This is a genomic window from Bartonella sp. P12B, from assembly GCF_055796185.1.
Window position 1 is genome coordinate 72,894 of sequence record NZ_JBTTDI010000005.1, and the last position, 23,090, is coordinate 95,983.

Consider the following 23,090-nt stretch of genomic DNA (forward strand, 5'->3'; position numbering starts at 1 on the left):
ATGTCAAAATTTCCTCCTTATATGCCTCGAAGTGCTCTTGCCCGATGGTTTGATAAGCGTTTGCCTCTTGCCCGTTTTTTTTATAATGCATTTATTATTTTTCCTGTTCCACGTAATCTTAATTACTTTTATACATTTGGCGGTATTTTGACCGTTATGCTTTTATCACAGCTTTTGACAGGCATTGTTTTGGCATTGCATTATGTGCCAGATGTTCATTTGGCTTTTGAAACTGGTGAACGATTTAGACGTGAGGGACAGTTTGGTTGGCTTTTTCGTCCATGGCATTGTGTAGGATCTTCCTTCTTTTTTATTGCTGTTTATATTCATTTAGCGCGCGGACTTTATTATGGTTCTTATAAAAATATGCGAGAAGTGGTGTGGGTTACAGGGGTTTTTATCTATATAATTATGATGGCAATAGCATTTTTGGGTTATGTGCTTGTTTGGGGAATGATGTCTTTTTCAGCAGCTTCAGTGGTGGCAGGTCTTTTAAAAGCTATCCCTTTGGTGGGAACGTGGTTACATGAGACACTTCTTGGTGGTTATAGCGTAGGACAACCGACCTTGAATCGTTTTTATGTTTTTCATTATGTTTTGTCATTTGTTTTACTTGTTTTGGTGGGGCTTCATATTTGGGCACTTCACCAAGTCGGACAGGGGAATCCAACCGGCCTTGCAATACAATCAGAGAAGGAAATTGTTCCTTTTTCGCCCTATGCGCTTCTCAAGGATATCTTTGCTCTTCTTGTTTTTTTGATCTTTTTTTCTTGGTTTTTATTTTATATGCCTGATTATATGGGGCAGGCTGAAAATTATAGCATAGCTAATCCTTTAAAAGCTCCTCTTCGTGTTGTACCAGAGTGGTATTTTTTGCCTTTTTACGCAATGCTGCGTGCTATAACTTTTAATATTGGTGTTCTTCCATCAACTTTTGTGGGCGTTATTCTCTTAGCTGGTTCGATTTTTGTTTTGATTCTTGTTCCATGGTTAGATCGCTCTAAAATATGCTCCGCAAGATATAGGCCTGTTTATAAGATTTTCTTTTGGACTTTTATTATTGATGTTCTTTTTCTTGGGTGGTTGGGGTCAAGAGAAATAAGTGAGAGCACTCTTTTATGGACGCAAGTGGCTACAGCCTATTATTTTATATTCTTTTTGATTGTTTTGCCGGTTTTACCGACTTTTGAAAAGGGGCTCTCTGTTCCTTCTTCAATTACTGAAGATATGAAACAGAAAAAAAAGAAACTATGGTGAAGGCTTTTATTGGATTGATCGTTATAGCGGTCATTAGCTTTTCTTTTCAGAGTGTTGCGGGTAATGTCTCTGATAAAGAGGAAGAGTTTGTTGCTTTTCCATTACGGGCTCCTAAGAAACAAGAATGGAGTTTTTCAGGACCCTTCGGGGTTTATGATAAGGCGCAATTGCGGCGTGGTTTAAAGGTTTATAAACAGATTTGTTCCAGTTGCCATGGTCTAAAATATGTAGCTTTTCATGATTTAAAGGCGTTAGGCTATGATGAAGAACAGATTAAGAATTTTGCCAAGCAATATGAAGTAAGAGATGGCCCTAATCGGGAAGGAAAATTTTTTAAACGTGTGGGTGTTACAACAGACACTTTCCCTTCTCCCTTTGCTAATGAAGAAGAAGCAAGATTTATTCTTAATGGTGCTTATCCTCCAGATCTCTCGTTGATGGCACGGGCCCGTGCCATATCTTTGCCATTTCCTGCTGTTATTTCTGATGTGTTAACGCATTATAATACGGCGGGTCCAGATTATATTACAGCTCTTTTAACGGGATATCAGAAGGCACCAGAAAGTATAAAAATAGCTGATGGGTATTGGTATAACCCTTATTTTATTGCAAGTGATACTTTAACGATGGCGCCTCCATTGCATGATGGTCTTGTTTCCTATGAGGATGGGGCAGAAGAAACAGTTGAACAATATGCGCGCGATGTTTCTGCTTTTTTGATGTGGGCGGCAGATCCTCACATGGAAATTCGTAAAAAAACTGGTTTTCGTGTTATCTTATTTTTAATCATTTTGGGAGGACTTGTTTATATTTTAAAAGTCCGTGTCTGGCATGGTTTAGAAGAAAAATTGGAAGAGGAAGATGAGAGACTGAAAAGGAGAGAAGGATAAGGTGCTGGTCTTTAAGGAGTATGGAACAAATCTGAATATGATGCATTGAGTTTTGTAAATTAAAAGAAAAGTAAAAACGGAGATGTTAAAATGAAGAAAATTGCATATACTACTCTTATATCAGTTTTGATGGCTTCTAGTCCTTATGCTCAGCCTCTCACAATTCCTCAACCTGAAATGATTTCTTCGACAGGGACTATACAGGTGGGTTCGGATATGTCTGCGCGTTATGTGACACCTTTAGCAACAGATTTTGTTGCTTCAAGCCTTATTGGTGCAAATGTATACAATATAGACGATGAAAATATTGGTGAAGTAAAAGATATCATTTTGCGTGAAAATAACATTGCGGGGTTTGTTATTGCTGTTGGTGGTTTCCTTGGTATAGGGGAAAGTTATGTGGTTGTTTCTCCAGAAACAATTCAGATGATAAATGATTATGGCAAATGGAAGCTCATTACCAATGCAACAAAGGATTCTTTAAAGCAAGCTCCAGCATTTAAATATGAAGGACGTTGGGCACGTTAATTTCGTGTTTTCATTTTCCATAAAGAGAGCAGTGTTATTATATCATGTGATGTCACTGCTTTTTTGTGCGAATTCTTCACGACAAAACCTTAAGATAAAGGGGATTTTAAGTATTATGTTTAAAGAGGATAATGTCACCGTCTTGCACAATGTATTCTTTTCCTTCATCGCGGGCTTTGCCTGCTTCTTTTGCACCGTTTTCTCCACTGAAAGCGATATAATCTTCGTAGCTGATCGTTTGAGCACGAATAAAGCCACGTTCAAAATCTGAATGAATAACACCAGCAGCTTGGGGGGCCTTCGTGCCACGCGTAATTGTCCATGCTCGTGTTTCCTTAGGTCCACAGGTAAAGTAAGTAATGAGATCAAGCAAAGAGTAACCAGTGCGTATAAGGCGATTTAAACTTGGTTCAAAGAGTTCTAAGGCATTAAGATATTCTGAAGCTTCTGCATCATTGAGTTGGGTGATTTCTGCTTCTATCGAAGCAGAAATGATAATGCTTTGAGCATTTTGTTCTGTTGCCATTTTTTCAACGGTTTTTGTAAAATTATTTCCGTGAGCGGCGTCATTTTCGCTCACATTGCACACATAAAGTACCGGTTTGGAAGTTAAAAGGTTTAAATTATCAAGGATACGGCGTTCATCGGAAGAGATATCTTTGAGTAATAATCGGACAGGGCTTCCTTTTTGAAGTAAATTTAAGGCTGCTTCCATGACGGGAAGAATTATTAGGGCTTCTTTATCTTTTCCGGCTGCACGTTTACGGATTTGTACGATTCGTCGCTCAAGGCTTTCAAGATCTGCAAGCATGAGCTCTGTTTCAACGGTTGTAGCATCCGAAACAGGATCAATCCGGCCTTCTACATGAGTAATATCGTCATCTTGAAAACAGCGTAAAACGTGAATAATGGCATCGACTTCTCGGATATTGGCTAAAAATTTATTGCCTAAACCTTCACCTTTTGAAGCGCCACGTACGAGTCCAGCAATATCAACAAAACTGATGCGTGTGGGAATGATTTCTTTTGATCCAGCGATCGATGCAATTTTTTCCATTCGTAAATCTGGAACAGCAACCTCACCAGTATTCGGTTCAATTGTACAAAAGGGATAATTGGCAGCTTGCGCTGTCGCTGTTTTTGTTAATGCATTAAAAAGGGTCGATTTACCAACATTAGGTAATCCCACAATACCGCACTTAAAACCCATGAGTAGTCTTCTTTTCTATTGATTGTATGGTTAAAACGAAGTGTCTTTGATATTTTTATAGCATATCTTGAGAAGAGTTATAGTCTCTTGTTGTTGTAGATAAGAAAAAAGTCTATGTTAGAGAATGATTTGTTTTTTCTACATCTTTAAAAGTTCTTTCTCTTAATGATTTAAGAGATTTTCAAATTAACGTTAACAATACGCTAAGTTTTTCATAGTATGCAAGTCTGCATGAAGAATTAATTGGAGAGAATATAAGAGTGTTATCTCGTCGTGCTTTTTTATTTGCAGTACCTTTGGCTTTGGCTGGATGTGCTACGCGTCATTCGGATATGTCAGTTGTTCCATCTCAACAAGTTATGCACATTCCAGCAGAAATGCAGGCTTTGTATGGGCCTGTAACAAATGAACCTTACTTCTTGCCGACTATTGATCTTTCGACAATTGATCCAAAATTTTGGCGCCAAAAAGTGGTGTATTATACATCTTATCCACCGGGAACATTGGTTATAGATACGCAGGAGTGCTTTCTTTATCTTATTGGTGAAAATGGACAAGCTTTGCGTTACGGTATTGGGGTGGGAAAGGAAGGTTTGGCATTTGAAGGAGAAGGGGTTGTACAGCGTAAGCGCCGGTGGCCAAATTGGGCTCCTACGGCGGCAATGATGGCGCGAGAACCAGAACGTTATGGTCATTTGGGACAAGGAATGCCACCAGGACCCGATAATCCATTGGGTGCGCGAGCACTTTATCTTTTCAAAAATGGGCAGGATACACTCTTCCGTATTCATGGTTCACACGAGTCGTGGTCTATTGGTCGTGCTATTTCAAGCGGATGTATTCGTTTGCTTAATCAAGATATTATTGATCTTTATGATCGTGTTCCCGTTGGCGCGCGTGTGGTGGTCTTGCAAAATAGTGAGCGGGCATCTAGAACTTTAAGTCAACAATCAAAAGTGTCTGATCCGCTCCTGTCTACTATTAATCCAGATGGATTCTTTTAATTTTAGGGATGATGATTTTGGTTCGTATTTTTTGATAATTTTCGCTTTGTTGCTCAATGACTTTCCTCTCAAAAAAGAGAACATTCTGTGCAAGAATTGCATAATGTGTGATTTCTTTCGTACCCTAGAAAAGTGAGTGGTTATAGGAGGTTATCACTTTTTATTGCTTGGGCGATTTTGCTCATAAAGAGACATTCGTCACCCTTGATGAGGAGCGTGATGTTTTTTGCAATCGCTTGTAAAAGAGGGGGGAGCCATTCTTGGTCGGATTTTGTAAAATTTCCCAAAACATGTTGATGAACAAGTTCTTTGGAATTGGGGCGTCCAATCCCTAAACGTATACGGTAATAATCAGTACCACAATGGGCATCAATGGATTTTATACCGTTATGTCCGTTATTTCCTCCACCGATTTTTACACGTACTTTCCCTGGTGGTAAGTCTAGCTCGTCATAAATGATAATCAAATTTCTTAAATCTAATTTATAAAATCGCAAGGCTTCACCAATGGCTTGGCCAGAGAGATTCATGAAAGTTTGCGGCTTTATAAGAAGAGTTTTTTCATTATTTATGAGACCATTGGAGATTTCGGCTTGAAATTTTTTCGACCATGGAGAAAAAGAAAAAGCTTGGTAAATGGCATCAATAGCCATAAAACCAATATTATGGCGGTTATTTTGGTATTGTGAACCAGGATTGCCAAGACCAGCAATAAGCCACATGTGCGCCTTCAGTAAAGTATGAGGGGGTTAAAAATTTTAAATAAGGGAAGGCGGGAATCCTCCCGCCTGCTAGAATTTATCAAGCTTTTTCGTTGTTTTCGTCATTCTCTTGTTCAGAAGTTTCATGACTGATATCCATACCAGCAGGAGCTGCGATGGTTGCAATGGTAAAGTCTCGATCTTGAATAACTGGGGTTACCCCTTCTGGTAATTGCACTGCTGAAATATGGATAGAATCACCAATAGAGTAGCTGGCAAGATCAATCTCAATCGCTTCAGGAATAGCATTGGCTGGAGCAGTACATTCAATTTCGTGGCGAACAATATTGAGGACGCCTCCCTTTTTAAGTCCGGGTGCTGTCTCTTCATTGAGGAAGTGGACAGGAATATTGACTTCAACAACTGATTTCGCTGAAATACGTAAGAAATCCACATGTAAGGGAAAGTCGCGCACTGGATCTAATTGATAATCTTTTGGTAACACCAAAATTTTTTGTTTGCCAATGACAAGAGTTGCAGTGGTGGTACGAAAGCCACCAGCGTGAATTTTGTAAAAAATTTCTTTATAGGGAACTGTAATTGCCAAAGGTGGTTGTTTTTCACCATAAATCACAGCAGGAATAAGACCGTTGCGGCGAAGTTCACGGGAGGACCCCTTACCAACCCGCTCGCGTATTTCGGCCTTAAGAGTGTAGCTTTTGCTCATAATTTAAGTCCTTTTATATGATTGGAGATTCATCAAAAACTAACAACAGTTTTTGCATGAATATGAAGATATACGCTGCTAAGCAGCGATTGCTCCATTCTGCGTTGCCTCCAAGGGTGTCTACGCAGAAGGTTGTTCTATAATTCAAACCATTCACAGATGCAAGAGTTGTGGGAAAAATCGATGATTTCTATCGTTGAGAAAAAGGAAATGCTACAAGCATGGTGTAGATGGAGAATAAAGATGAGCCGATATATTCAAAATCAAAGACGGAGATGTTATGAAAGTTGATATCGCCTTGGGTGAAATGACAGAAGGTCGTGCTTTGCGTCAATCGGTGCCTGCATTCGTCGATTTGGAAGAGTTATTGGCAACGCGTCTTCTTGTGCAAGGCAATTCAGGTTCAGGAAAATCACATCTTCTCCGTCGTCTTCTTGAACAAAGTGCTTCATGGGTGCAACATTGTGTGATTGATCCAGAGGGTGACTTTGTAACTTTAGCGGATAAATTTGATCATGTTGTTGTTGAGGCTCAACGTAGCGAATTAGAATTGACACGTATTGCCCATCGAATTCGTCAACATCGGGTTTCGGTGGTGCTTAACCTTGAAGGTCTGGATACTGAGCAACAGATGCGCGCTGTAGGTGCCTTTCTTGGGGCATTATTTGATGTAGAACGTGATTATTGGTATCCTATGCTCGTTGTGGTCGATGAAGCACAGTTGTTTGCTCCAACGGCGGCAGGAGAGGTCTCTGATGAAGCACGGAAGATTTCGCTTAGTGCTATGACCAATCTTATGTGTCGAGGGCGAAAACGTGGTCTTGCCGGTGTTATTGCTACACAGCGTTTGGCTAAACTTGCTAAGAATGTAGCTGCTGAAGCATCAAATTTTTTAATAGGGCGGACTTTTTTAGATATTGATATGGTGCGTGCTGCTGATCTTTTAGGGATGGAGCGTCGTCAGGCGGAAATGTTTAGAGATCTTGAACGGGGGCATTTTATCGCTTTAGGTCCTGCTTTGTCACGACGTCCCTTACCAATTATCATTGGTCCTGTCGAAACATTGGCACGTTCTGCTAGCCCTAAATTAATGCCCCTCCCAACAGAGCGGGCTGATGTAAAAGAACTGGTTTTTACTGCTTCTCCAGAGGAAATTTTAATTCCCTTTAAACAATCACGAGAACCGGTGAGAGAAAAGTCAGTTCATGAGATGCTAGAAGAGGCTATGCATAAGAAACAAGAAGTGTTGGAAGAAGAACCAAGCTTGTTTCCTGAATTGTCTACTGTTGATCGTGATATTCAAACAGAACGTGTTATTCGGGAAATTCTTGATGATCCTGAAGCTTTTTATCGTTCAACAGCTGTGCTCTATCAAGATTTCTTGGTTCGTTGTCGTATTCATGGTCTCTCAGGCGATTTTTTAAATCTTTCACAATTTCGGCGTAAGTTGGCTGTGGCTCAGGCTTGTGTTGATGAAGAAATCGCGGAAAGTGAAGATTGGAAACACATTTTGCATCTATCAGAAAGCTTAGAAGATGATGTTCAGGGGGTTTTTTTAAATGTAGCACAGGCCGCTTTAGGTGGAAAGCCATGCCCATCAGATGTATTTTTAGCACGTCTTTATGGGACTCATTCTTTAAGTCGTGCGCGTCGACTTTTAACCTACTTTGAAGAGCGCGGGCTGGTTGTTGTTCATACACATTTTAACGGTCAACGCGTCATAGCTTTTCCTAATCTTGGTGTAGAAACAGCCCCAGGAGACCCCAAAGGAGAAGCTTAACCGAATAAGCTTGAGACAGATTGTTCTGCTGCTGTTCTAGCAATGGCTTCTCCAATCAAATCAGCTATAGGGAGAACACGAATATTATGTGCTTTTTCAATTGCTTGTGTTGGCATAATTGAATCGGTAATAACCAATTCCTTCATTTCTGAGTTGGTAATGCGTTCAATAGCATTGCCAGAAAGAACACCGTGGGTGATGTAAGCGGTAACACTATTGGCACCATGTGTAAGGAGAGTACTTGCTGCATTGCAGAGCGTTCCACCTGAATCAACAATATCATCGAGCAAAAGACAATCTTTTCCTGATACATCTCCAATGATATTCATAACCTCTGATTCACCAGGACGTTCACGACGTTTATCAACAATAGCCAGCAAACTATTTAAACGCTTGGCGAGCGAACGTGCACGGACGACTCCACCAACATCAGGTGAAACAACAATAACATTTTCAAGAGAATAGTGCATTTTGACATCCCGAGAAATAACCGGAACGGCATAGAGATTGTCTGCCGGAATATCAAAAAAACCTTGGATTTGTCCCGCATGAAGATCTAATGTTAAAACGCGGTGTGCACCTGCTTCAGTAATCAGGTTGGCAACAAGTTTTGCGGAAATGGGAGTACGTGGTCCAGGTTTACGGTCTTGGCGGGCGTAACCAAAATAGGGGATAACAGCGGTGATACGACGGGCCGAAGAACGGCGAAGCGCATCAATCATGATGAGCAATTCCATCAAGTGATCGTTGGCAGGATAGGATGTGGATTGTAAAACAAATACATCTTGTCCGCGTACATTTTCGTGTAATTCTACGAAAATTTCTTGATCGGCAAAGCGTTTCACAGTTGCCTTGCCTAAGGGAATATTTAAATAATTTGTAACATCTTCAGCAAGGCGTGGGTTAGAATTGCCGCAGAAAAGTTTCATAATAGAACCTCTGAGTGATAACGGTAGAGACGGTTTTTAACTTCTTGTTACCAGATTGCAAGGAAACAATTACAACAGCATTACAATTTTATCTATCATTGTTAAAGAGCTATGCGTTTGGTTTTTTCTTTTTCCAGAATTTTTGTTACTGTGAAGCAGAGTTTTTTTGATTATGAGGTAAAGAAAGATCACTTGATTAAGCTTTTTTGCTTTCACGTTATAAAAGAACGATTCCAAATATAGGTAATTTATGTATAAACATTTTTTTGTCATCATAAGAAAATATTGAAAATAATATCAGTTAAAGCATTTACATTCTTTGAGTTAAGAGATCATTTTTTATAAAAATCTATAGGAGAGCTTCTTAATTTATTGAGATACAAAAAATGTTGGGCGATTTTGCTGTTTTCTTTAGACTGAAATAAGCCTTATCTCTTTTCCAGCATAATAGCAGAAATTTGCCGTCCGTAATCAGGTTCGTTGCGGTGTATCGCACGGCGATAGGAGAAAAAACGCTGTTCATCTTGATAGGTACAAAGCTCTACACAAGAAGCATGGACTCCTCCTTCTTTGAGTTGCTTCATAATGAATGCCCATAGATTAAAGCGAAAGTGATTTCCTTTCTCTGTTTTTACAAAATATTTTTGGAACTTACTATGACAATCAATAAATTGGTTATAAAATTCGCTCGTTACTTCGTAGTGGCAAGGACCAATGCAAGGACCAAGGACTGCAATTATAGATTGTCTTTTGGCTCCTTGTTCTTCCATAACGGAAATTGTTTTTTCTACAATGCCATTTAAGCTTCCTCGCCAGCCAGCATGTGCTGCGGCGATGACACCTGCTTGTGGGTCAGCAAAGAGGATTGGTCCACAATCTGCTGTAAGAATGCCGATTACCAGTCCTTGTGTGCTGGTAACGAGAGCATCGGCTTTCGGAACTTCACCAATAAAAGCTTGATTAACGACAACAACGTCACAGGAGTGTGTTTGATTGACAGTAACTAAATTTTGCACCTCAACACCAAAATAATCAGCGATCAAAATACGATTTTGTGCAATATTTTCAGGTTGATCATTTGAATTTTTGCCAACATTAAGACTTTGATAAAGACTTTTTGAAACACCGCCTTGACGTGTAAAGAAACCGTGTTTTATCCCATGCGTGTGTAAAGCAGAAAGATCTTTTGCTAGGAGAGGGACGAAATTCATAAAAATTCCTTATAGAGATAGCACTTTTCGAAGTAAGAATGATCTATGAGATGTATTTGTCAATAAGCATTATTACTGATCATTAAAACTGAGGAGGCACAGGTATTTTTTTATCACTCACATGTAAGACTTTAAACAATTTGCCCATTTGATCTTTGCCGGCCAATCGTTCAATATCTTGGCAGATTTTCTTTTGCTGTTTAGCGCTTTTACCTGCTCCAAGCTGATTTGCGCGCTCCAGCAGTCCCATTTTTAAAAGAAACTCTCCTTGTTCTAGAATTTCAGCAAAACAGCCTTGTTCAAGGGCTATTTTTTTTAAAAAAGAAAAGCCAACGTGGGATGTTAAATCATGTTGACCAGGAGCCTCAAAAATATCACGGAATTTATGTTTTGAGACTGCTTGCAGCGTATCACCAAAGGCAAGATCAGAAGCGCCATAATCGATAAGCAAAGCAGAACCTTGTCTTTGTACTAAGTTGTTGCTGATTTGTTGCATTAATTGATGTCGTGCGGGTGCATGTTCAAAAATTGTGCCGTCAGGTATTTTAGAACAATAAGACTGTAAGCAGGAAGAAGGAAGTTTATTTGGAGTAGCAACAAAGATGAAGTTTCCCTCTTGATTCACTGTAATACGGCGTTCTCTCCATTTTCCATTGATTTTAATATATTGATTGATGGGAAGTGTATCGAAAAACTCATTGGCAATTAAGAATAGAGGTTTTGAGGGGATTTGATCAAAGTTTTTAATGCTGTAGATTTTTTTTTGATAAGAAGAAAGACGCTTTTTTTGTTCCTCGGCAAGCTTTCTACTTATCTCAATAAGGAAAATTTCAGCAGCATTAAAGGCTGTTGTGGATAATTTTTGAATGGTCCGCAAAATATCATCCATGAGTGTTCCACGTCCTGGACCTATTTCAGCGAGAATGAAAGGTTGAGGACAGTTATGGGCTTTCCAGCTTGCGAGGGACCAAATGCCAATCATTTCTCCAAATAATTGGCTTATTTCGGGGGCTGTGATGAAGTCACCTGTGCGCCCGAAGGGTGTTTGGGTTTGATAATAGCCAAATTCAGAATCGGTAAGAGCTAACGTCATATATTGACTAACAGTGATTGGCCCATTGAGCGTAATGATTTCTGTAATTTTTTCTTTGAGGCTAATCATTTTCTGTCGGCTTGTGTTTAAAGGCTTTAAGAATGAGATAAACCCCCACAAAAAGCATGGGAAGAGATAAAGCCATGCCATAGGTTAATCCAGTAGAATGAAAAAGGGTAGAAAACCATTCTGGATCTTCTTGAGGAGCACGATAAATTTCTGAAATACTGCGTGCTATTGCATAGCCTACAATAAAGGTTCCTGCCACGGTGCCGGGGCGCTTTAAGGCTTTGAAAGCGAAAATTATAACGCATAAGATGATGAAAAGAAGAAATCCTTCCATAAAAGCTTCGTAGAGTTGACTTGGATGACGGGGGAGATAATAGGGGTCTAAGGGAAAGCAAACAGCCCAAGGGTGTGTAGTGATATTGCCCCATAATTCTTGGTTAATGAAATTGCATATTCTCACAATGCCAATACCAATAGGTGCCCCTGCAGCAATGATATCAAACATTGCTCGTATGTTGATGTTGTTTTTTCTGGAAAACCAGACCATTGCAATGATGATGCCAATTAGTCCACCATGAAAGGACATCCCACCATCCCATACTGCAATGATAGCGCTTGGATGGCTAAAGTAATAAATGGGATCCCAGACAAGCACCTGTCCTAAGCGTCCTCCAATAACAATGCTGATGGCAGACCAGACAACAAAATCGCCTATTTTCTCTTTATCCATAGGAGGAAAATTTGCATACCATAGAGAGTGTTTTTTTAATAATTTTTGTGCGTACCACCAAGCAAAAAGAATGCCTACGACGTAACCAAGTCCATACCAATGAAGAGATACGGGGCCTAAATGTATAATTACGGGATCGAGAAAAGAGGGAAAAGCAATGGCTGGACAAGAAAGATTGTTCATGGGTTAAGCATTTTCATTATAAAAAGTTATATGATGCTCAGGAATGACAGATGAATGCGGAATGGTCAAGCGAGGGGGGTAGGAGGTTTCCACTGATTTTAGTGTTAAAACTTTATGATGGTAAAAAGAGTATAAAAAGGCTTAAAGCAAATCTGTATGGTAAAAGAAATCCTATAGGATAAAAGGGATAAATACGATATCTAAATGTTATGAAAATACGCTATAATGCGTGTGTCAGTCAGTTTACTTAAAGGAAAATCTCATGCGTAATGGATCAAATCGTATTCTTGATGAATTAGCAAAATTAGCAACCGATGCAGCGAGTGTTGCACAAGGTATACGACATGAAGCTGGAACAGCTTTTCGTTCGCAAGCTGAAAAGATAGCCAATAAACTTGATCTTGTTTCACGAGAAGAATTTGAAACATTTAAGGAGATGGTCTTGAAAATACAGGCTGATAACGCTGATTTAAAAAAACGTCTCGAGGCGTTAGAAAGAGGGAAAACACGAAAAAAAGAAGGGGCTTAGAAAAATATCCCCAATTTTTCAATGCGATGCGTAAAGTTGAAAAATGCTTAATCCTGAGTCTGTTAGAGCGTATGGTCCCTTTATTTTTTGATTTGTTTTTTATAAAAGAACATTTTTTTGAATCAGGGGACTAGTACTATAAAATTGTATCAATACACTGGAAGAGCTTGGTGATTCGTTTTTTATTATCAGGCTACCGCGGGGAACATTAATTGGGTGCCGGGGTGTTGTGTACTGTCAATTGTTTTTAAGTGTGTATTTGTTTGGTGTAAAAACTTTGATTGTAACAGAATATTGTTACAGTTCGGGTGGTTTATGTTCTGTTGACACTGTTTTTAATATAATTGAGGGTTATGATGAGGCTTGCATTTTGCGCCACAGAAAGGGAAGAGCATCCTGTTGACTTTATTGAACAGATTGCCTGTAAATATGATTGGTCGTTTGAGCGGGAGGTACAAGATGAAATTAGTGTTTGCGTGGAAGGAAAACGGGCAAATTATCGCCTTGCTTTTTCATGGATGGAAGAGCAAGAGGCACTTCATTTAGCCTGTGCATTTGATCTCTCGATAGAAAATGCTCGAACAGCAGAAATGCATCGCTTATTGCTGGCAATTAATGAAAAATTGTTGCTGGGACATTTTGATTATTGGCAAGGGAATAATTCAGTTATTTATCGGCAGGGACTTCTCTTAGCTGGTGGGGTACATCCGTCTCATGTACAGGTTGAAACATTGTTGATACACGCGCTTAAAGTCTGTGAAAGCCATTATGTTGCATTCCAGATGGTTGCTTGGAAAGGGGAGAGTGCTTACAAGGCACTACAATATACTTTGTTTGAAACTGTAGGGAATGCTTAAAGCACATTTTTTGTGGTTTTTCTTACAGACGATTTTTGAAAGATTGCTCTCATAGAGGGATATCAAGAGTAGCGCGCAAGCCTCCTAGAGGGCTGTCGTTTAATTGAATGTTGCCTCCATGGCTGCGTGCTATATCTTGAGCAATAGAAAGACCGAGACCCGTTCCACTTGCATCTTGATTTCGTGCTTTATCGAGTCTCAGAAAAGGCTTAAAAACTTCTTTACGCATATTTTCCTGAATTCCAGGCCCATCATCATCAATAGTCAAGATGAAAGATTCTTTTTGGGATGTCGCTGTCAATTGGACAGTGTTGGCGTAACAAAATGCATTTGACATAAGATTGCTCACAAGGCGTGTGAAGGCGCGAGGGCGTACTTGTATGTGTGTAGGACCTTCAATGCTATAGGAAAATTGACGTTTATGAAGATGGGCCTCAGTGGAGAGTTTTTGCATAAGGACATTTAAATCAAAGCTTTTAACACTTTCGTTTCCTTCGCCACGGGCAAAAGCGAGGTAGTCTTCTAACATATGTTGCATGTCACTGACATCTTGCTCAAGCGGTTTAATATCAAAGTCAGTATCTGCTAATGCTAGCTGAAGTTTAAAGCGTGTAAGAATGGTTCTTAAATCATGACTTACTCCTGAGAGCATCATGGTGCGTTGTTCAATTTGCCGTTCAATACGCTCACGCATGCGTAAAAAAGCGATGCCAGCACGACGAACTTCATCAGCTCCTTGTGGTTGAAATCCTTTTGGTAAAGGACGTCCACGTCCAAAACTTTCTGCTGCTTCAGCCAATTGTTGAATCGGTTTGATTTGGTTGCGCAAAAAGTAAATTGCTATCAACAACAAAACAAGAGCTGTTCCTACCATCCAGCTTAAAAAAATAGCGGTGTTGGAAGCATAGGTTTGGCTGCGCAATGCAAAGACGCGCAAGATATTATGACCAAGGTGAACTCTGATTTCAATGAGATTAGAATCGCCTACGGTGTCAATCCAGAAGGGGCGGTTAATTTGGCGTTTAATTTCTTCACTTAGAAAATAATCAAGAATAGCAAAAAATGGTTTAGGTCCTGCTGGGGGAAGGGGCGATGGAGGTACGATAGAAATGTTTAATCCCATGCGCTGTTGTGCAATACGCTTGATCTCTTCATAGTTATCTTGTTGCGGATAAGTTTCAATAATATCAATAAGAGCAGAAATATCATGGACAACGGTGGTTGAAAGACGTTCAGCTACCATTTGCCAATGGCGTTCCATAAAGATATAGCCAATTACTGTTTGCAGGAGTACCATAGGAGCAATAATAATGATCAAAGAGCGAGCATAAAGCCGTTTAGGCATCTTCTTTGTTAGCCATTGGACAAATTTTCTTAAAGGCTTGATCATTGTATGACTATTCAATTGAGAGTTTATAACCTATTCCTCGTACAGTTTGGAGCCATATGGGAGTTGTAGGTTCTTGTTCGATTTTACGGCGGAGACGGTTGATCTGTACATCAATGGCACGTTCACTGATATCGTTGCCCTGCGTCGTGAATTGATGGCGCGGAATTGTCTCGCCTACATTTTTGGCAAAGAGGACCATCATTTCTTGTTCTTTGTCTGTTAATTTAATAATTTCTCCTCCTTTTTTAAGTTCGCGTCGTGAAATTGAAAAAATGTAAGGTCCGAAAACAATCTGTTCAATTTTGGGTTGATGAGGGGGGAAAACACGCCGTAAAATAGCATTAATACGAAGTAAAAGCTCACGAGGATCAAACGGCTTAGAAAGATAATCATCTGCACCTGCTTCTAAGCCATGGACGCGATTATCTGTTTCTGATAAAGCTGTGAGCATGAGAATGGGAACCTCTTTTGTTTGACGCAGTGAGGAGGTGAGATTGATGCCGTTTTCACCCGGCATCATGACATCGACGATAAGAAGATCAAAATCTAAGCTTGTGAGCTGCCGTCTTGCTTGAGCTGCATTGGACGAAACTGAAACGCGGAATCCATTTTTAATGAGAAATTGAAATAAAAGATTACGAATACGGGTATCATCATCAATTACAAGAAGGTGAGGGGCATCATCACATAAAATTTGAACGTGATCGGTCATTCTTAAAAACCTTGACAAAAATTTAGTTTACACAAAATCTAAGTTTACATAAGTTGCATAAAACTGTCGAGCAGGCTCTTTTTCTGTCGAGGGAGAAGGAATGCTCCTTATAAACTGAGAAAAATTTTATTTTTGGGCAGGACGTCATGGGGAAGCTTAGTACATGGATTATTCCAGTCACACCTTTTCAACAAAATTGCACTTTGCTTTTTGATAATGAACAAAAAGTGGGTGTTCTTGTTGATCCTGGTGGTGATTGGTTTCGAATTCAAGAAGTGATTGAAAAAAGTGGCATTCTAGTGGAAGCCATTTGGATTACACATGGTCATTTTGATCATGTTGGAGCTGCTATGCAAGCAAAAAAAGCACTTGATGTTAAGATCCTTGGTTCCCATCGTGATGATAAGCCTGTTATGGAGAGTGCGAGCGAGAGTGCAAAAAATTATGGCATGACTGACGTATGTATTTGTGTTCCTGATCAATGGTTAGAAGATAGCGCGTGCGTTCATTTTGCTGGGCATGTTTTTAAGGTTTTTCATACACCCGGACATTCCCCTGGTCATGTCATTTATTTCAATGAAAAAGAACGTCTTGCTCTGTTGGGTGATGTTCTCTTTCGTGGTTCTATTGGGCGCACTGATTTTCCATTCTGCTCTCATGAAAAATTAATGAAATCTCTTCGGGAAAAAGTTTTGCCTTTAGGTGATGATGTTCGTTTCATCTGTGGCCATGGTCCAGGAAGTCACATAGGCTATGAGCGCCAAAACAATCCTTTTCTTCAAGGAATTTAACAGGTCAAGATAATAAAACCCGCTTTAGGGCGGGTTTTTGCAATGTTAATTCAATAGATTTCTTTCAATCAATTTACTGGAGCATAGCAGACATGATCTAAACCATCATTGCCTCGAAAAGTTCCTGTTCTAGGGTTGAATGAACGATATTTTTTTGTGCAATATTCAAGCCAATCCGATGTCTCTTGTTGTTGAAGTGGCTCATAGCCCACCGTTGTCGGTACTTGATAAATGACCTGATTTTGTGGTTGGACTTGATAGATAACTTGAGGCTGCTTTGGTTGTTTCAAAACATTACCCAGAATTGCACCTGTTGCAAGACCAAGAATGCCTGCCGCTAAAACATTTCCTGAGTTATCGCGATTCACATAAACATTACGGTATTTTGTCTTTTCGCGTTCAACATAATGATATGTATTACGTTCAACCTGATGATAGCTTTTTTCTTTTCTTTTATGGTCAATATGATGATGGTGATGATATCTCTCAGAAGTATAAGAAGGGTGATACTTCTTAAGAGCTGAACGAGAGTTATAATCATCAGAACGGATGCTAAAGCTAGGAGAAGGGAAACGAGCTTCTTCCTGCATTTTTTTCATCGAATGATCCATTTCTTTTCGCATACTCTCTATTCTTCTTGTGACAGTTTCACGATGAAAGGATGCCATATCTGCAAGTGTTGTACCCAATGGTATCAAAACGGTTGCAGTTGACATCGCTGATAATACCGCTAGTTTAATTATTTTTTGCATAGCGACACTCCTTATATAAATTCGCATTTTCTAGTATCTTACACATGCCAAACTGAATAGAACCTGAACAATTTTGGACTTTATTTTGACAGAACGAATAAAAAGCTATTTAGTTGAGTATAGACTGCGAAATCATAGAACAATATAAATCATAGAATAATATCATGTCAAAAATTTGATTTTAAACACTGTCTTCCGCTTAGCTTAATTTATAAGATTGGATTAAGAGCACTTTATTTTTTTACTATGGATGTCAATTCTATATTAAATAATACTTTATCTTTCTTTTCTTGATCCCATAGAGCTTGGATAGGAGGAACATAAGCAAGGAATCTCATTTTTATCATTATAGGGATATGGAATAGTGATAAAATATTCCTTTGCTTCTTTACGGTATGGAATTTTCTCTTGTTTTCTTTTGTAAGGTTGATGATCTTTAAGCTATAGGATTGTATGCGGACGATGCCTATGATGTATGAGGATTTTTACATTTTTAGGGATTTTAAAACGTGTTTGAACAAGAAAAATTGTTTAAAAGCCGTTAAGTTAAAGTATTTTTCGTAAAATGCTCTTCCTTATGTTTTTTGAGACAAATTGGAGCCTCTTTGATCTTGTAAGATTATCTCTTTTACGCTCTTTACTCTTGATCTTTAGTCGTTTTTTAAGAGTAAAAGACCATTTTTAGCAGTTTAAAATTTTTTGCTTTTTCGTTGGGTGCTTTTTTTCATTTTTTTGTCGCTTGATTGAGGGGGATGAGATTTTCGTTTTGTTTTTTTATTTTCCAAAATACCAGTATCCATCGTTGGTCCCATGTGATTAAGGTCTGGTTTGGAGAAAAGGCTTGATTGTAACATGGGATCATGGGGGGATTGTTCGTTTTGATGTGTTAAGGGATCATCCGCTATTGCTAATTCGATTTTTTGTAAGTGTTTAATTTCATCGCGAAGTTGCGCTGCTTCTTCAAAATTAAGGTTAGCGGCTGCTTTACGCATTGATTTTTCAAGATGTTGAATATGAAGGGCTAAATTGTTACCAACCTTCTTGTTTTGCGTAATAAAGTCAGGAATATTTGTGGGAGTAGGGTTGTTTTCGCCCCCTAAATTAAGAATATCAGTGATATTTTTTTTGATACTGGTTGGTGTGATATGATGCTCTTCATTATAAGCTATTTGTTTTTGTCGACGTCTTTGCGTTTCTTGTAAGGCTCGTTCTATGGAACCAGTTATTGTATCTGCGTAAAGGATAACACGGCCATCCACGTTGCGTGCAGCGCGTCCGATTGTTTGTATGAGTGAAGTTTCAGAGCGTAAAAAACCTTCCTTATCGGCATCTAGAATGGCAACAAAACCACATTCTGGAATATCTAAGCCTTCTCGAAGTAGATTGATACCGATTAAGACATCAAAGGTACCGAGCCGCAAATCGCGAAGAATTTCAATACGTTCTAAGGTATCAATATCGGAATGCATATAGCGTACGCGGATTCCTTGTTCATGGAGATATTCTGTCAAATCTTCTGCCATACGTTTGGTCAAAACAGTGACCAATGTACGGTAGCCTTTTTGAATTGTTTGACGAATTTCATTTATAACATCATCGACTTGATTGCTGGCTTTGCGAATTTCTGTTGGTGGATCGACAAGTCCTGTTGGGCGAATAATTTGTTCCGCAAAAGTGCCGTGCGATTGTTCTATTTCCCAGCGTCCTGGTGTTGCAGAGACAGCAATCGTTTGCGGACGCATGGCATCCCATTCTTCAAAGCGTAAGGGACGATTGTCCATACAGGAAGGGAGGCGAAAGCCATATTCTGCTAAGGTTGCTTTTCTTCGAAAGTCACCTCGGTACATACCACCAATTTGAGGGATTGTTACATGACTTTCATCGATAAAAACAAGAGCATTGCTTGGAATATATTCGAACAAGGTTGGTGGTGGTTCGCCGGGGTTTCGGCCTGTTAAATAGCGTGAATAATTTTCGATTCCTGCACATGAGCCGGTGGTCTCCAACATTTCTAAATCAAAAATTGTACGCTGCTCTAAACGTTGCGCCTCTAAAAGACGCTCAGCTGCGTTCAGCTCATCGAGGCGTTGAATGAGTTCCGTTTTAATTGATTTCATCGCTTGATTGAGTGTTGGGCGTGGTGTTACGTAGTGTGAGTTGGCATAAATTTTAATAGATTGAAGGTCCCCTGTTTTTTGACCTGTGAGAGAATCAAATTCAGTAATTGTTTCCACTTCATCTCCAAAAAGCGAAATACGCCAAGCACGATCTTCGAGGTGGGCAGGGAAGATTTCAATTGTATCCCCTCGAACCCGAAAGGAACCACGAATGAAGTTTATATCTTGTCGACGATAATGTTGGGCAACTAAATCAGCCAGTAATTGCCGTTGATCCAGTCTATCACCTTTTTCTATTTTGAAGGTCATAGCCGTATAGGTTTCTACTGAACCAATTCCGTAGATACAGGATACAGACGCAACAATAATGACGTCATCACGTTCAAGAACAGCACGTGTTGCTGCATGGCGCATGCGGTCAATCTGTTCATTAATAGAGGATTCTTTTTCAATATAAGTATCAGAGCGTGCCACATAGGCTTCAGGCTGATAATAATCATAATAGGAAACAAAATATTCTACAGCATTGTGGGGGAAAAAGCTTTTAAATTCTCCGTAAAGCTGCGCTGCTAGCGTTTTATTGGGGGCTAAGATCAGAGCTGGGCGCTGTGTTTTTTCAATGATTTTGGCCATTGTATAAGTTTTTCCCGATCCGGTAACACCCAAAAGCACTTGCGTATGCTCACCTTTTTCAATTCCGTCAACTAGAGTTTTTATTGCTTTAGGTTGATCTCCTGCTGGTTCAAAGGATGTTTCAAGTTGAAAGGAAAGTCCACCCTCAGATTTTTCAGGACGAACAGGGCGGTGAGGTGTCCATAAGACACCATTCTTAAAAAGGGGATTTCCTGAAGCAATGAGTTTAGAAAGAGCCTCAACTGTTGCTGTAACGCCATTTTTCATTCTTGCTATCCTTTGAGAGAGAAAGGTATGTGCTTTTCAAGGAAACATTATATTAATTTAATCGAGATAACGACAAAGCGTTGTTTAGCAGTTTTGTTCCAGCTTGCTAGATCTTTCGTAGGACATTTGATCAGTTCTTTAAAGCATTTCTTTTGGTATTTTTAGGATGATAGCAGCTGAGGTTGTTTGTCTTACTTCTTTCATTTAACCCAAGATGATGTTCACCACCACTGCTATGGGTCATGAGATTGTACATATTGCAATTTGTGATGGGAAGTATTGCGTATGTGCGATAAAGATCATTTCCATCTTTGAATGAGAGATAGCGAGATGATACCCAACCTGTTTGAGAGTTATATTTGATATGGCACCAGTTTTCTCTACAGATTTGGACAAAGACCAATGTCCCTGCAGGGATTAAACCACGAAGTGTATACTGCGTACTTGGTCCTGACCTAAAATTAAGATTATTGGTGACAAAAGCACCAACGGCTCCAGAGACTTTTGTGCCTAGAAGGAGAGAGCCAAACACAAAGAAAAATAGCAATTTTTTCATTTTCCCACAGAAGATTCCTCTAGAGATTTCTCTTCTTTTCTCTTCATATAAGATCTTTTTTGTTAAACTATGATAAAATAGAAAAAATTACAATTGTTTCTTCTTTGAGCCTTTAATTATAGGATTCTCGTTGAATATTTTAAGGTCGACAATTGTTGAACTTGCTAAACAAAATTTGGTGAATGCTTTCTTTTCCTTTTTATTTTTATATGGAAAATAGGGACACTGTACTATATAATATATGAGATTGTGGTTTTCGGATTCCAAAAGTGATTTTGGAAGCCGTTTTTTATGTTTTTATTGAGATTTCCGTGTGACAGAAAGGGACGGGTTATGAAAAAAGTTCCGATGACTACAGCTGGTTTTGAAAATCTTAAAGAAGAGTTGCGTTGGCGTCAACAACAGGAACGTCCGCGAATTATTGAAGCAATTTCTGAGGCGCGTGCCCATGGTGATTTATCAGAAAATGCTGAATATCATGCCGCTAAAGAGGCGCAAAGTCATAATGAAGGGCGTATCAATGAGCTTGAGGATTATATTGCTCGGGCGGAAGTTATTAATGTCTCGCGACTTTCAGGTGACCAAATTAAATTTGGAGCTACGATTAAACTTTTGGACGAAGATACTGAAGAGAAAAAGGTTTACCAGATCGTTGGTGATCAAGAGGCTGATGTAAAAACTGGTAAGATCTCTATTTCCTCACCTATTGCGCGTGCGCTCATTGGGAAACGAGAAGGTGATGTGATTGAAGTGAATGCACCAGGAGGAGCGCATAATTATGAAATTATTAAGGTTCAATATATTTAAACTCATATGCGGGTGTCTTTGAAAGAAACTGAGATTATTGCTCCTCACTTTAAAAAGCGCTTATCGGGAGTAACATCGACAGTTGTTCAGCTTATTCCATTACAGCGTGAGCAAGGTGTGCGTATATCTACTTTTGGTTTTGGGTTACCGAAAAATTTACCTGCTCTTGCTTTTAAGGATCTTTTCGGCCTTTGGAAAAGCCCGAAGGGCAGGCCGTTTCGTATTTGGCATGCACGGCGCAATATTGAAATGCTTTGTGGAGTCTTTTTACGCGATATTTTGCGGATGAAGCTAAAACTCATCTTTACATCAGCATCTAGGCGTCATCATAAACCTTTTACTAAATGGTTATTGCGTCGTATGGATAAGGTTATTGCTACCAGTGCATGCACGGGGTCCTATTTAGAGGTCCCTCATCAGGTTATTATGCATGGAGTTGATGTAAGGCGCTTTTCTCCACCAGAAACTGTTGATGATCACTTTGCTTCATCAGGGTTTCCTGGAAAATATGCAGTGGGGTGTTTTGGACGTGTCCGCTACTTAAAGGGCATTGATCTGTTTGTCGATGCAATGATAGCGTTGCTCCCTCGTTATCCTGAGTGGATAGCGGTTATTGCTGGTCGTACGACAGAACAACATTATAATTTTGAAAAAAAATTACGTCAAAAGATTGCTAAAGCCGGTTTGGATGATCGCATTATTTTTCTTGGCGAAGTATTAAATACACCTGTGTGGTATCGTCGTTTGTCGCTTTATGTGGCACCCTCTCGTCTGGAAGGTTTTGGTTTAACGCCGTTGGAGGCAATGGCCTCACAAACAGCAGTTGTGACGAGTGATGTTGGAATTTTTAAAGAATTGGTGGTAGAGGGTACAGGTACGGTTGTTAAAGTAGACGATGGACCAGCTTTAACGACAGCAATTGAATCTTATTTTTCTGATTTGAAAAAAACATTAGCAGCAGGGCAAAAAGCTTTAGAGCACGTTCGCACTCATTTCCCTCTGGAAAAGGAGGCGGCAGCAATCGGAAGTGTTTATGAAGAACTCTTTACAGAAAAAACACTTTAAGGATATTAGAAAACTTCTTGAGAAGCAATGGAAAGCGTCATTTTTAAGCGTTTTCATGAAAAAAGGCTTTAAGGCAACAGTTTAATCATACAAATGTTATTTTACAACATTGAGTATGTTTTTAAGATTTTACAATAATAAGCTGTAAACACTTTTGATAAAACAATCGGTATTCTATTTTTTAGCCGATGTAAAAGTACACAAAAGGAGTAATTGTTGCTTATTTCAGCAATGCTCTTTTGAGAAGAGAGTGTGCTGTTTTTTATGGCTGAAATCTTGAAGCTATTTGTATTGGCTCTAGTCGTGAAAGGTGTTGTACTTTTTCAGTCATAAAAATTTATATCAGCTGTCTTGTACTAGAA

General features: G+C 39.3%; 21 protein-coding genes and 1 pseudogene. 10 read left to right on the top strand and 12 right to left on the bottom strand.

Annotated features, from left to right (window positions below; genetic code table 11):
• From AC0QT1_RS04905 to AC0QT1_RS04915, 3 genes are all read left to right on the top strand, one after another.
• Positions 1-1,257: a cytochrome b gene (locus AC0QT1_RS04905; RefSeq protein ID WP_473201767.1), complete on the top strand. Its 1,257-nt coding sequence runs from the start codon at positions 1-3 to the stop codon at positions 1,255-1,257.
• Positions 1,251-2,147, top strand: a complete 897-nt coding sequence (locus tag AC0QT1_RS04910; protein WP_473201768.1) for a cytochrome c1 — start codon at positions 1,251-1,253, stop codon at positions 2,145-2,147. The genes AC0QT1_RS04905 and AC0QT1_RS04910 overlap by 7 nt, the downstream gene beginning before the upstream one ends.
• A gap of 90 nt (positions 2,148-2,237) precedes the next feature.
• Positions 2,238-2,675, top strand: a complete 438-nt coding sequence (locus tag AC0QT1_RS04915) for a PRC-barrel domain-containing protein (RefSeq protein WP_473200337.1) — start codon at positions 2,238-2,240, stop codon at positions 2,673-2,675.
• Positions 2,676-2,781: 106 nt separating this feature from the next.
• On the opposite strand, the gene ychF is transcribed toward AC0QT1_RS04915, so the two are convergent.
• Positions 2,782-3,885 (bottom strand): redox-regulated ATPase YchF, encoded by a 1,104-nt coding sequence (gene ychF / locus AC0QT1_RS04920; protein ID WP_473200336.1) that lies wholly within the window; start codon positions 3,883-3,885, stop codon positions 2,782-2,784.
• A gap of 260 nt (positions 3,886-4,145) precedes the next feature.
• On the opposite strand from ychF, the gene AC0QT1_RS04925 reads away from it, so the two are divergent.
• Positions 4,146-4,889, top strand: coding sequence for a L,D-transpeptidase (locus tag AC0QT1_RS04925; RefSeq protein ID WP_473200335.1), 744 nt, complete (start codon positions 4,146-4,148; stop codon positions 4,887-4,889).
• A 140-nt stretch (positions 4,890-5,029) separates the two neighbouring features.
• On the opposite strand, the gene pth is transcribed toward AC0QT1_RS04925, so the two are convergent.
• Positions 5,030-5,611, bottom strand: a complete 582-nt coding sequence (gene pth, locus AC0QT1_RS04930; protein ID WP_473200334.1) for an aminoacyl-tRNA hydrolase — start codon at positions 5,609-5,611, stop codon at positions 5,030-5,032.
• A 79-nt stretch (positions 5,612-5,690) separates the two neighbouring features.
• Positions 5,691-6,317: a 50S ribosomal protein L25/general stress protein Ctc gene (locus tag AC0QT1_RS04935; RefSeq protein ID WP_473200333.1), complete on the bottom strand. Its 627-nt coding sequence runs from the start codon at positions 6,315-6,317 to the stop codon at positions 5,691-5,693.
• Between the two features lie 280 nt (positions 6,318-6,597).
• Here AC0QT1_RS04935 and AC0QT1_RS04940 point away from each other — a divergent pair, with 280 nt between their 5' ends.
• Entirely contained in the window at positions 6,598-8,097 is a 1,500-nt protein-coding gene (locus tag AC0QT1_RS04940; RefSeq protein WP_473201769.1) for an ATP-binding protein, read from the top strand.
• Here the strand turns inward: AC0QT1_RS04940 and AC0QT1_RS04945 are convergent.
• From AC0QT1_RS04945 to lgt, 4 genes are all read right to left on the bottom strand, one after another.
• Positions 8,094-9,026: a ribose-phosphate pyrophosphokinase gene (locus tag AC0QT1_RS04945; RefSeq protein WP_473200331.1), complete on the bottom strand. Its 933-nt coding sequence runs from the start codon at positions 9,024-9,026 to the stop codon at positions 8,094-8,096. The genes AC0QT1_RS04940 and AC0QT1_RS04945 overlap by 4 nt on opposite strands.
• 428 nt (positions 9,027-9,454) lie before the next feature.
• The gene (pgeF, locus tag AC0QT1_RS04950; RefSeq protein WP_473200330.1) at positions 9,455-10,237 is read right to left on the bottom strand and encodes a peptidoglycan editing factor PgeF; all 783 of its coding nucleotides are present in this window, start codon (positions 10,235-10,237) and stop codon (positions 9,455-9,457) included.
• An 82-nt stretch (positions 10,238-10,319) separates the two neighbouring features.
• Positions 10,320-11,399: a class I SAM-dependent methyltransferase gene (locus AC0QT1_RS04955; protein WP_473200329.1), complete on the bottom strand. Its 1,080-nt coding sequence runs from the start codon at positions 11,397-11,399 to the stop codon at positions 10,320-10,322.
• Entirely contained in the window at positions 11,392-12,252 is an 861-nt protein-coding gene (lgt, locus tag AC0QT1_RS04960) for a prolipoprotein diacylglyceryl transferase (RefSeq protein WP_473200328.1), read from the bottom strand. The genes AC0QT1_RS04955 and lgt overlap by 8 nt, the downstream gene beginning before the upstream one ends.
• Before the next feature lie 262 nt (positions 12,253-12,514).
• Here lgt and AC0QT1_RS04965 point away from each other — a divergent pair, with 262 nt between their 5' ends.
• The gene (locus AC0QT1_RS04965; protein ID WP_473200327.1) at positions 12,515-12,781 is read left to right on the top strand and encodes an accessory factor UbiK family protein; all 267 of its coding nucleotides are present in this window, start codon (positions 12,515-12,517) and stop codon (positions 12,779-12,781) included.
• A 356-nt stretch (positions 12,782-13,137) separates the two neighbouring features.
• Complete coding sequence (locus AC0QT1_RS04970) at positions 13,138-13,638, top strand: type III secretion system chaperone family protein (protein WP_473200399.1); 501 nt, start codon at positions 13,138-13,140, stop codon at positions 13,636-13,638.
• A 49-nt stretch (positions 13,639-13,687) separates the two neighbouring features.
• Here the strand turns inward: AC0QT1_RS04970 and AC0QT1_RS04975 are convergent, their stop codons facing one another.
• Together AC0QT1_RS04975 and AC0QT1_RS04980 are read right to left on the bottom strand one after the other, a co-directional pair.
• Positions 13,688-15,028: an ATP-binding protein gene (locus AC0QT1_RS04975; protein WP_473200326.1), complete on the bottom strand. Its 1,341-nt coding sequence runs from the start codon at positions 15,026-15,028 to the stop codon at positions 13,688-13,690.
• A 7-nt stretch (positions 15,029-15,035) separates the two neighbouring features.
• On the bottom strand, positions 15,036-15,740 hold the full coding sequence (locus AC0QT1_RS04980) for a response regulator (protein WP_473200325.1): 705 nt from the start codon (positions 15,738-15,740) through the stop codon (positions 15,036-15,038).
• 146 nt (positions 15,741-15,886) lie between these two features.
• On the opposite strand from AC0QT1_RS04980, the gene AC0QT1_RS04985 reads away from it, so the two are divergent.
• On the top strand, positions 15,887-16,531 hold the full coding sequence (locus AC0QT1_RS04985; protein WP_473200324.1) for an MBL fold metallo-hydrolase: 645 nt from the start codon (positions 15,887-15,889) through the stop codon (positions 16,529-16,531).
• Positions 16,532-16,599: 68 nt separating this feature from the next.
• On the opposite strand, the gene AC0QT1_RS04990 is transcribed toward AC0QT1_RS04985, so the two are convergent.
• From AC0QT1_RS04990 to AC0QT1_RS05000, 3 genes and pseudogenes are all read right to left on the bottom strand, one after another.
• On the bottom strand, positions 16,600-17,283 hold the full coding sequence (locus AC0QT1_RS04990; protein ID WP_473200323.1) for a BA14K family protein: 684 nt from the start codon (positions 17,281-17,283) through the stop codon (positions 16,600-16,602).
• A gap of 689 nt (positions 17,284-17,972) precedes the next feature.
• Positions 17,973-20,300: an excinuclease ABC subunit UvrB gene (gene uvrB, locus AC0QT1_RS04995; protein ID WP_473201770.1), complete on the bottom strand. Its 2,328-nt coding sequence runs from the start codon at positions 20,298-20,300 to the stop codon at positions 17,973-17,975.
• A gap of 253 nt (positions 20,301-20,553) precedes the next feature.
• Positions 20,554-20,856, bottom strand: a pseudogene (locus AC0QT1_RS05000) (SH3 domain-containing protein); the annotation flags it as partial.
• A gap of 333 nt (positions 20,857-21,189) precedes the next feature.
• Between AC0QT1_RS05000 and greA the strand changes: the two are divergent.
• The gene (gene greA / locus AC0QT1_RS05005; RefSeq protein WP_473201771.1) at positions 21,190-21,663 is read left to right on the top strand and encodes a transcription elongation factor GreA; all 474 of its coding nucleotides are present in this window, start codon (positions 21,190-21,192) and stop codon (positions 21,661-21,663) included.
• A gap of 6 nt (positions 21,664-21,669) precedes the next feature.
• Positions 21,670-22,728 carry a glycosyltransferase family 4 protein gene (locus tag AC0QT1_RS05010; RefSeq protein ID WP_473201772.1) on the top strand — a complete coding sequence of 353 codons (1,059 nt, stop codon included), beginning with the start codon at positions 21,670-21,672 and terminating at the stop codon, positions 22,726-22,728.
• The last annotated feature ends 362 nt before the right edge of the window (positions 22,729-23,090 follow it).